The organism is Bradyrhizobium sp. 45 (genome assembly GCF_023073155.1).
In the GTDB taxonomy this organism is placed as follows: Bacteria; Pseudomonadota; Alphaproteobacteria; order Rhizobiales; family Xanthobacteraceae; genus Bradyrhizobium; species Bradyrhizobium canariense_D.
On sequence record NZ_JADPIX010000147.1, the window covers coordinates 1 to 9,094 of the forward strand.

At 61.7% G+C, this 9,094-nt stretch carries 9 protein-coding genes and 1 pseudogene; 6 read left to right on the forward strand and 4 right to left on the reverse strand.

The genetic code is table 11. The features are described from left to right. The 3 genes from IVB42_RS36270 to IVB42_RS36280 form a co-directional block, all read left to right on the forward strand. A partial coding sequence (locus IVB42_RS36270) for an IS3 family transposase (RefSeq protein WP_247471988.1) occupies positions 1-446 on the forward strand: 446 nt, incomplete at its 5' end. Positions 447-871: 425 nt separating this feature from the next. Further along, a complete protein-coding gene (locus IVB42_RS36275) occupies positions 872-1,696 on the forward strand; it encodes a cytochrome P450 (RefSeq protein WP_247471989.1) in 825 nt (274 codons plus the stop codon). A 228-nt stretch (positions 1,697-1,924) separates the two neighbouring features. Then, entirely contained in the window at positions 1,925-2,521 is a 597-nt protein-coding gene (locus IVB42_RS36280) for an EAL domain-containing protein (RefSeq protein ID WP_247342251.1), read from the forward strand. A 330-nt stretch (positions 2,522-2,851) separates the two neighbouring features. On the opposite strand, the gene IVB42_RS36285 is transcribed toward IVB42_RS36280, so the two are convergent. From IVB42_RS36285 to fixL, 4 genes are all read right to left on the reverse strand, one after another. Next, positions 2,852-3,550, reverse strand: a complete 699-nt coding sequence (locus IVB42_RS36285; protein WP_247342248.1) for a helix-turn-helix domain-containing protein — start codon at positions 3,548-3,550, stop codon at positions 2,852-2,854. A gap of 103 nt (positions 3,551-3,653) precedes the next feature. Next, a complete protein-coding gene (locus tag IVB42_RS36290) occupies positions 3,654-4,073 on the reverse strand; it encodes a response regulator (RefSeq protein ID WP_247342246.1) in 420 nt (139 codons plus the stop codon). A gap of 44 nt (positions 4,074-4,117) precedes the next feature. Then, the gene (fixJ, locus tag IVB42_RS36295) at positions 4,118-4,735 is read right to left on the reverse strand and encodes a response regulator FixJ (RefSeq protein WP_247342243.1); all 618 of its coding nucleotides are present in this window, start codon (positions 4,733-4,735) and stop codon (positions 4,118-4,120) included. Positions 4,736-4,738: 3 nt separating this feature from the next. Beyond that, a complete protein-coding gene (gene fixL / locus IVB42_RS36300) occupies positions 4,739-6,256 on the reverse strand; it encodes a sensor protein FixL (RefSeq protein ID WP_247471990.1) in 1,518 nt (505 codons plus the stop codon). Between the two features lie 188 nt (positions 6,257-6,444). Here fixL and IVB42_RS36305 point away from each other — a divergent pair. From IVB42_RS36305 to IVB42_RS36315, 3 genes and pseudogenes are all read left to right on the forward strand, one after another. Next, a pseudogene (locus IVB42_RS36305) lies at positions 6,445-7,271 on the forward strand (universal stress protein). Positions 7,272-7,308: 37 nt separating this feature from the next. After that, a complete protein-coding gene (locus IVB42_RS36310) occupies positions 7,309-7,734 on the forward strand; it encodes a CBS domain-containing protein (RefSeq protein WP_247342236.1) in 426 nt (141 codons plus the stop codon). A 196-nt stretch (positions 7,735-7,930) separates the two neighbouring features. Beyond that, positions 7,931-9,094 (forward strand): cbb3-type cytochrome c oxidase subunit I (locus IVB42_RS36315; protein WP_247471991.1); only part of this gene is annotated, 1,164 nt, incomplete at its 3' end.

The following is a 9,094-nucleotide window of genomic DNA, read 5'->3' on the forward strand; positions in this document are numbered from 1 at the left end:
GGACGGCTGAGGGCTGGCTCTATGTGTCGGCGGTGATCGACCTGTTCTCGCGCCGGGTGGTCGGCTGGTCGATGAGCGCCAGCATGACCGCCCAGTTGGTTGCGGACGCCCTGTTGATGGCGGTCTGGCGGCGCGGCAAGCCGGATGCCCTGATGCATCATTCCGATCGCGGCAGCCAGTACGTCAGCGAGCAGTTCCAGCGCTTGATGGCTGATAGCGGCATCGTCTGCAGCATGAGTCGGTCCGGCAACGTCTGGGACAACGCGGCGATGGAGAGCTTCTTCTCGTCGCTGAAAACCGAACGCACCGAGCGCAAAACCTATCGCACCAGGAACGAGGCCAGAGCAGATGTGTTCGATTACATCGAGCGCAACACGACCCGACGTCACTCGACGATCGGTTACCTCAGCCCTGTTGAGTTCGAGCGCAAGGTGGGATTAGCTTAACCCGGTGTCCATCAAACCGGCAGCAGCTCAAAGCGTTTTTAAGGTGATACCGTTTGGACTTGTTTCGACCGGCTGCGAAGGGAAGATCCCGTCCATTATTGCGAAGGCAGCCCGTACGGTCCATATTGGTCGATAACAAAATACCGCGACATCGTAGGCGTGGATTCAAATCACACAATTTCCTCGTCAGAGCGAAGCGTCACAATTGTGGACCCGCCGCAGAAGTATTGGACTCCCAGTTTTATTAAGATGAGTCCTCCTGTCCATGCTCAGCAGCGTAAGACTGTCAGTCCGATCGCGGCATCGGAGAACCTGGCGAAGCTTGAAGGCTTGATCCGCTCGCGGGTTCAGAAGATATTGGACGGTTTGCCGCGCAATGATACCTTCAACTGGGTCCATAGAGTCTCCATCGAGTTGACGACCCAATGCTGGCCACGCTGTTCGACTATCCATTTCAAGATCGACGGCTGCTGACCTACTGGTCGGACGTAGCCGCCTTGAGTCCACAAATGGGCCACCAGATCGACAGCTGGGAAAAGCGAAAGGCGGTGCTGTCCGAGTGCTTGGACTATTTCACACGGCTTTGGAGCGAACGGGAAAAATCCGAGCCGCGCGTTGACCTAATCTCTATGATAGCGCATTCACCGGCGACCCGAAACATGGAGCCATGTGAATTCCTGGGCAACCTCATTCTGCTGATTGCTGGAGGTAACGATACTACGCGCAACTCAATTACCGGTGGCGTCTTGTTCATGAGTCAAAATCCGTCCCAACTGCGAAAACCCCGCGATGATGCTTCGCTAGTGCCCGGGGCGGTATCCGAGATTATACGATACCAAACGCCTAGCGCGCATATGCGCCGGACCGCTGTGGACGATTTCACGATAGGGCACAAGCAAATCAGGCGAGGCGATAAAGTTGTGATGTGGTACATCTCTGGCAACCGAGACGACGAGGTTATTGCTAGCCCCAACAGCTTCATCATCGATCGGGAAAATGTACGGCAGCATCTCTCTTTTGGCTTTGGGATTCATCGTTGCGTGGGTAGGCATCTTGCAGAGCTGCTGCTGAAAATCCCTGTGGCAGGAGATGCTGAAGCGATCTCTGGAGGTAACGGTGGTCGGCGAGCGAACCGGAGCGAGTTCAATCCAATTTTGGGCACGGTTATTCCGCACTGCCGGTGCAGATTCCAGGTTAGTCTCGGTTGCGAGCGACATTCAACACTGGTCATATCGTGCAGAACCGGTTAGGACCTCGTAGAGACCTGTTGTCTCGGTAAGTTCACCGGGGTTGCCTTGCGGGCTTCTGGGTGTTTTGACGATTGCCGGCAGGGCCACAGTGCCCGATCCGAGGGCCCCGGCAAGGCCTTTTTGGCGGTAGGCTGATCGCGCTTAAGCGGCGTGAGCGGCGCTCTGAGGCTGGTCGATTGCCCAGATTGACGACCGGGTGCTGATGGAGGCTTGCCGTGAGGCCGCGTCGTGGAACCGACTCTTGAGGATCGCCGTCAACGTTTCGGCCGCGCAATCCGCAGGGAGAACCTCGATGCGCAAGTCCGCAAGGCGCTGGGCAAAAGCGGGCTGTCGCTGGCCGGCCTCGAGCCCGAGATCACCGAAGGCGTGCTGATCGAGGATGTCTTGCGCGCGAAGAAGACGATGCAATTGCTCAAGAGCCTCGGCATCCTGATCGCGCTGGACGACTTCGGGACCGGGTATTCCTCGTTGTCCTACCATCGAGGCCTTCCCTCTCGACTGGATCAAGATCTATCGGGCATTCGTTGGCTCGCTTGGACAGAACGAGCGATCGTTGGCCATCGTTCGCGCTGTTATCGGCTCGCTCAGGGTCTTGGCGTGCCGGTGCTTGCTGAAGGGATCGAAACGAAGGTCCAAATGTTGCTCCTTGTCCAGGAGGGCTGCGATGAGATGCAAGGCTACTTGATCGGACGCCCGCAGCGTCTTGCGGCGGAAAGTCGGTCCAAGCCGAGGGTCCCATCTCTCGTCCAGTCGGCCTCATGGGGGAGATTGCGGCGGGCTCGACAAAGCTGTCTTCAGGATTCGGCATTGAAGGACCCGGACTGAGATCCAGACCAGCGTCACTGGTGCGAGAGCTGCCAGCAGGCCGGTACCGCGAAAATCAGGATGATCTAGAGGACGTCAACATCCAGCGCCGCATTCGCCTGCGCGCACCGTAACGTCAGGCCGGCTGCTAGGCCACAACCTCATGGGAGAGGTCGAACCGGTTTGGTCGTTTGGGGCTTCAACTCCGCCGCAGCAGTTGGCACACGTTTTGGCAACTCTGATCCTCTTGGCCGGACACGCAGCCCGCGGCTTGATTGCGGCAAGAAAGGCCCGCCGAAATGCGTTCGGCGGGCCAAGTCGGAGAGGAGAAACGCGGCCGGGTGAAAGCGATCAGGCATCGAGATTGTGCAGGCGCTGGCGGTTGTGCAGTACGATCTGGCGGGCGCCGGAGAAGCCGAGTATGCGCTTTGCGTGAAGCTGCGAGAGCGCGCGCGACACGGTCTCGAGCGTGAGGCCGAGATAGTCGCCGATATCGCGCCGACACATCGGCAGTGCCATCATGCCGGCGACGGCGAGGCGGCGATCCATTTCGAGCAGGAAGGTTGCAACACGCTCCATCGCCGTCTTGCGCCCCAGCAGCAACATGTGATCTTCGGCGTGACGCAGCTCGCCCGCCGTCATGACCCAGAGCTTGCGCGCGACCTGTACGTCGGTGCTGGCGGACCTTTCGAGGCTGGCTCGCTCCACGAGGCGTATGCTGGTGGCGATAATCGCTTCGGCCGCAAGGCGGTGCGTCTGGCCGGGTTCGAGGCCGAACACGTCACCGGGAAGATGGAACGCGCCGATCTGACGGCGGCCGTCCGAGAGCAGCTTGTAGCTGCGCACCGCGCCGGAGACGACCTGATAGACATATTCGGCGGGCTCGTCCTCGCCATAGATCTCCTCGTCCTTGCGATAGGAGAACTCGGTGGCAACGAGGCCGGCATGTCCGGCGATCGCGCCGAACTGTTCGGACACGGAACGCGCGGGAGCGATCTTACCGCCGATTTGGGTCTTAATCGCCTGGGTCTTGAGCGTCTGGGTCAGCATCTGCGCCATCTCCGTTGTGATGGTGCATTGGTACGCGGGATCGCGCGATCCGGAAATTTCGAGCGATATCTTAAGGAGGTTTACCTACGGAGAATCCCGTAGGTCAGTGGCCGCGCCTGTCCTGGATGGCGTGGCGGATGCATTTCGCCAGGTTTTCATCGAGGAGCGGCTTCAAAATCACGTCCTTGATCCCTGCCGCCGCTGCCTTTACCGAGATATTTCCGTCGGGATAGCCGGTGATCAGGATCACGGGCCTGTCGGCGTCGGATTGGCGCAGCCGCCAGGCCAACTCGATGCCATTGATGTCAGGCATCTTGTAGTCGATCACGTAGCAGTCCGCGCCGGGCGGGGTCGTCGCATTGAGCAGCGCCGGAGCGCTCCTGAAGGTCTGCACGGCAAAGCCCTCGGTTTCCAGCAGGAAGCGCAGGGATCCCAGCACAGCGGCATCGTCGTCGACCACGTAGACGGTGGGCTTTGCCGATGCGCCTGGGGGCCGCTGATGGGGCGAGCCGATCTCGATCATGCCTGCGTGGCTATCACAGGCCCGCACAAGTGCCTTGACCTGCCTCAATCCTTCAGCATGCCGGCGCGCATCGCCAGCCGGACCAGTTCCGAGAGGCTGTTGGCCTGCATCTTGGTCATCACATTGGCCCGGTAGACCTCGATCGTGCGCGGGCTGATGTCGTATTCGCGGGCGATCAGCTTATTGGAGAGACCTGCGATCAGCCCCTCCATGATCTGGTGCTCGCGCGGGCTCAACGAGGCCACACGGGCGGCCATATCCTGCGCGATAGCCTCGTTCTTGGCGACCGGTTCGGCCCGGCGGATCGCGGCCTCGATCATGGTGACGAGGCGGTCGTCCTCGAACGGCTTTTCCAGGAAGTCGACCGCACCAAGCTTCATCGCTTCGACTGCGAGCGGCACGTCGCCGTGACCGGTCATGATCACGATCGGGAACGGACTGTGCTGCGCCTTCATGCACTTGAGAAGCTCGATTCCGTCAACGCCCGGCATGCGGATGTCCGAGACTACGCAGCCGAAGGCGAGGCCGGGCAGGGCGCCGAGGAAGCCTTGCGCATTGTCGAATAGGGTGACGCCGAAGCCGCAGGAATCCAGCAGGAAGTTCAGCGAGTCCCGCATCGCCTCGTCGTCGTCGATGACGTAGACATGTCCCTTGGTTGTCATGAATCAGTTCTCGTCGGCTGCCGGGAGCGTGAAGCGGAATGTTGCGCCACCCGATGCGTTGCTCTCGGCCCACATGCGGCCGCCGTGAGCCTCGATGATGGAGCGGCTGATGGACAGTCCCACGCCCATGCCGGTCTCCTTGGTGGTGAAGAAGGTCTGAAACAGGTTTGAAATGACGTCGCCCTGGAAGCCGGACCCGCTGTCGGACACCTCCACTTCGATCACATCATCGGCGATGCGGCTGTTGGCAATAACGAGCTCGCGCCGCGGCGACTGCGCCATTGCTTCCAGCGCATTGCGAAACAGATTGACCAGGACTTGCTGGATCTGCACCCGGTCGGCGAGGACGAGATCGGCGCCCGGATCGAGCTTGAAGCGGAGCTGCACGTTCTGCTCGCGGGCGCCGGCAAGCCCAAGCGCGCCGGCTTCCTCGATCAGCTTGGACAGGCTCTCGACCCGTTTCTCGGACTCGCCGCGAGACACGAAGTCGCGTAAGCGCCGGATGATCTGGCCGGCGCGCAACGCCTGTTCGGCGGCGCGGTCCAGCGCGCTTTCGATCTTCCGTGTGTTCGGGTTGCTGCTGCCGGCGAGCAGCCGTCGCGAGCCCTTCATATAATTGCTGATCGCCGCCAGCGGCTGGTTGAGCTCGTGGGCGAGCGCAGAGGCCATCTCGCCCATCGCGGTCAGCCGCGAGACATGGACGAGCTCGGACTGCAATTCCTGGAGCCGCGCCTGGGTCTGTTGATGCTCGGTGAGGTCGCGGATGAATCCGGTGAAATAAGGCTCGGCGCCCGACTGCATCTCGCCGATCGCCAAATGCATCGGAAAGGTGGTTCCGTCGCGGCGCTTGCCTGTCACGATACGCCCGATGCCGATGATATGCGGATCTCCGGTGGTGCGGTAGCGCGCGATGTAGCCGTCGTGGCGGGTGCAGTCGGGCTCAGGCATCAGGATGCTGACGTTCTGGCCGATGGCCTCCTGCTCGGGCCAGCCGAACAGGCGCTCGGCCGCCGTGCTGAAGAGCTGGATGATGCCGTGGCCGTCGATGACGATCATTGCATCGGGAATGGTCTGGAGGATCGAGTGGAGGTGAGTCTCGCGGGTGCGCAGTGCCTCCTCAACCTGTTTCTCCTCGTTGACGTCGAGAAAGATGCCGCTGAGATGGCGGGCGGCACCGGCGTCGTCCCGGATGAGACCTGCCCGGGCGCGAATCCAGCGTCCCAGGCCTGAGGCATTGGCAACTCTGAAGGATACGTCGAAGCCGCCGCCGTGGTCGACGACATGCTCGATCGCGCTCTCCAGGCGCGCGCGGTCCGCGGGACCGAGGCGCGAGAGAAGGAGTTCATAGCTCGCCGGTTGATTCTGTTCGATGCCGAGCAGCATTCTCGCGGTTTCCGACCACTCCAGCTCGCGCGTCCTGAGATCGAGATCCCAGGTGCCGACGCCAAAGCCTTCGATCCGGACGCCGAAATGCTCGCCGCGAGCGTCCTCTGGCGGATGCGTTACGCGGCTCAGCGACAAGCTACTGCTCCCATTCTCCCGCGGCGGGGTCCCGTGGCGGCAATTTCGCCCAAGGCCGGACCGGAGGCAAGTTCGGATGTCTGATCGGCGGATTTCTCCCAACTGGGCGCCGAAAATTGATCTACCTCATCCTGCCTTGCGTCGGCGCGGCTAGATATCCACAGCAACGTACTGCCCGGAGGCTCCCGATGACATATGCGACCGTGGTGGTCAGCCTGGCGCTCGATCAGCCCAACGAGGCACGTCTTCAGGTCGCGGGCGAACTCGCCGAGCGGTTCGAGGCGACCATTGTCGGCGTTGCCGCGGCGCAGTTCGCTCCGCCGCTCTATTTCGCAGATGGCGCCGAGGCCCTAGGGCTGATCGATCGGGAGCAGGCTTCCGTCAGGAACGCCTTGCCGAGCTGGAGGCGCAATTCCGCGCCGCGACGAAGGCGCGCGGCGGACACTCGGAATGGCGCAGCGCCCTGGATTTTCCCAGGCGGTTTGTCCTGGCGCAGGTGCGGTGCGCCGACATCGTCGTCAGCGGCGGATACAGCCCGCTTTCTCCGATGCCTTTTCGCTTGCAAGCCCGAAGGATCTGGTAATGCAGGCTGGCCGGCCGCTCCTGATGGTAACCGACGGAGTCAACTGGCTCGATCTGCGTAGCGTGCTCATAGTCTGGAAGGACACGCCCGAGGCACGGCGGGCGGTTGTCGATGCATTGCCGAGGCTGCGCAACGCGAAGGACATAACCATCGTCGAGCTTCCGGAAGACGCTGGCGACGGCTCGGCCGCGATGGGGCGCGTCACGGACGTTGCCGCATGGCTCGCTCGCCACGGCCTCGCTGCGATCGCGCGCATCCCGGAAGCCGCGAGAAACCAAACCGCCGCCGCGCAATTAGAGAAGATCGCCTATAACATCGGCGCCGGCTTGATCGTCGCAGGCGCATCATTCGCGCTTCCGCGAGCTGATCCTCGGCGGCGCCACGCATCATCTGATGACGCAATCGGCCCGCTGCGTGTTGCTGTCGCACTGACGGCTGGCGAACCCAGACCAATCGAGGAGGATGCGCCGTGTACAAGTCTCTTGAACAGACCGTCGGCGGCTACATGATACGCAACGTACGGACGGCTCAGTGCGATCTCGACCTGCTCGAACTCAGCGAGATGTTCGAGCGCGACGATTTCAACTCCTATCCAGTCGAGGATGACGGGCAGGTGGTCGGCATCGTCACCAAATTCGACATCCTGAAGTGTTTCGCCTTCACGCCGAGCCAGATGCTGCCGCGCTATCCCGACCTGATGAGCCGCAAGATCGGCGACGTCATGACGCCCGAGTTCATCTATGTCAGCCCCGACACGAGGCTGACGCGCGTGCTCCAGATCATGGTCGAGCATCGCATCAGGAGCATCATCGTGCTCGACGGCGCACAGAAGCTGGTCGGCATCATCGCCCGCGAGGACGTCATCGCGGCGCTCAAGGCCACCGCGCGGGACTGATCCCGCGATTTCAAGCTCCGTGATTTTCCGGAGGCAATGCTTCGCGGTGTGCGCCGTGCCGTGCGCAAGCAATTGATACTACTCCCTGATCCGCATCGGTCTCACATCAACGGAAATCCAGCTAGCTTGATTTCAATCAATTCCCCGCGAGGGCGGATGTGGTTTCTGGCGGCGTGTTCTTTCAGAGAGAATCCGCATGAGCCAGCCCGCCCTCTCCAAATCCATGACGTCAGGTGAAAGCGGCCTGGCTGTCGTGTTCGCAGTCACCGCCTTCTTCTGCTTAATCGCCTCGGCCAAGGCGCTCGACGCGCCCTTCGCCTTCCACGCTGCGCTCAGCGCGGCCGCGAGCCTGGCCGCGGTGTTCTGCATCATCAACCGGTACTTCGATCGCGCGGCGGCGCTGCCGCCGGCGGAGATCAACGGCCGCCCCAACTACAACATGGGCCCGATCAAGTTTTCCTCCTTCATGGCGATGTTCTGGGGCATCGCGGGCTTCCTCGTCGGCCTGATCATCGCCTCGCAACTGGCCTGGCCGGCGCTGAACTTCGATCTGCCCTGGACCAGCTTCGGCCGTCTGCGTCCTCTGCACACCTCGGCGGTGATCTTCGCCTTTGGCGGCAACGTGCTGATCGCCACGTCCTTCTACGTCGTCCAGAAGAGCTGCCGCGTACGCCTTGCCGGCGATCTCGCGCCTTGGTTCGTGGTCGTCGGATACAACTTCTTCATCCTGATCGCAGGCACCGGCTATCTGCTCGGCGTCACCCAGTCCAAGGAATATGCGGAGCCGGAATGGTACGCCGATCTCTGGCTGACCATCGTCTGGGTCACCTATCTGCTGGTCTTCCTTGCCACCATCATCAAGCGCAAGGAACCGCACATCTTCGTCGCGAACTGGTTCTATCTCGCCTTCATCGTGACGATCGCGGTCCTGCATCTCGGCAACAATCCGGCCCTCCCGGTCTCGGTGTTCGGCTCAAAATCCTATGTCGCCTGGGGCGGCATCCAGGACGCCATGTTCCAGTGGTGGTACGGCCATAACGCGGTCGGCTTCTTCCTGACCGCCGGTTTCCTCGCCATCATGTACTACTTCATCCCGAAGCGCGCCGAGCGGCCGATCTATTCCTACCGTCTCTCGATCATCCACTTCTGGGCCCTGATCTTCCTCTATATCTGGGCCGGTCCGCATCACCTGCACTACACGGCGCTGCCGGATTGGACGCAGACGCTCGGCATGACCTTCTCGATCATGCTGTGGATGCCCTCCTGGGGCGGCATGATCAACGGCCTGATGACGCTGTCGGGCGCCTGGGACAAGCTGCGCACCGATCCCGTGCTGCGCATGCTCGTGGTCTCCGTCGCC

Bases quoted from the DNA above. Each gene is read 5' to 3' on its own strand.
- IVB42_RS36275 (WP_247471989.1), top strand. From the start codon at position 872: ATGCTGGCCACGCTGTTCGACTATCCATTTCAAGATCGACGGCTGCTG.
- IVB42_RS36285 (WP_247342248.1), bottom strand. From the start codon at position 3,550: ATGCTGACCCAGACGCTCAAGACCCAGGCGATTAAGACCCAAATCGGC.
- IVB42_RS36290 (WP_247342246.1), bottom strand. From the start codon at position 4,073: ATGATCGAGATCGGCTCGCCCCATCAGCGGCCCCCAGGCGCATCGGCA.
- fixJ (WP_247342243.1), bottom strand. From the start codon at position 4,735: ATGACAACCAAGGGACATGTCTACGTCATCGACGACGACGAGGCGATG.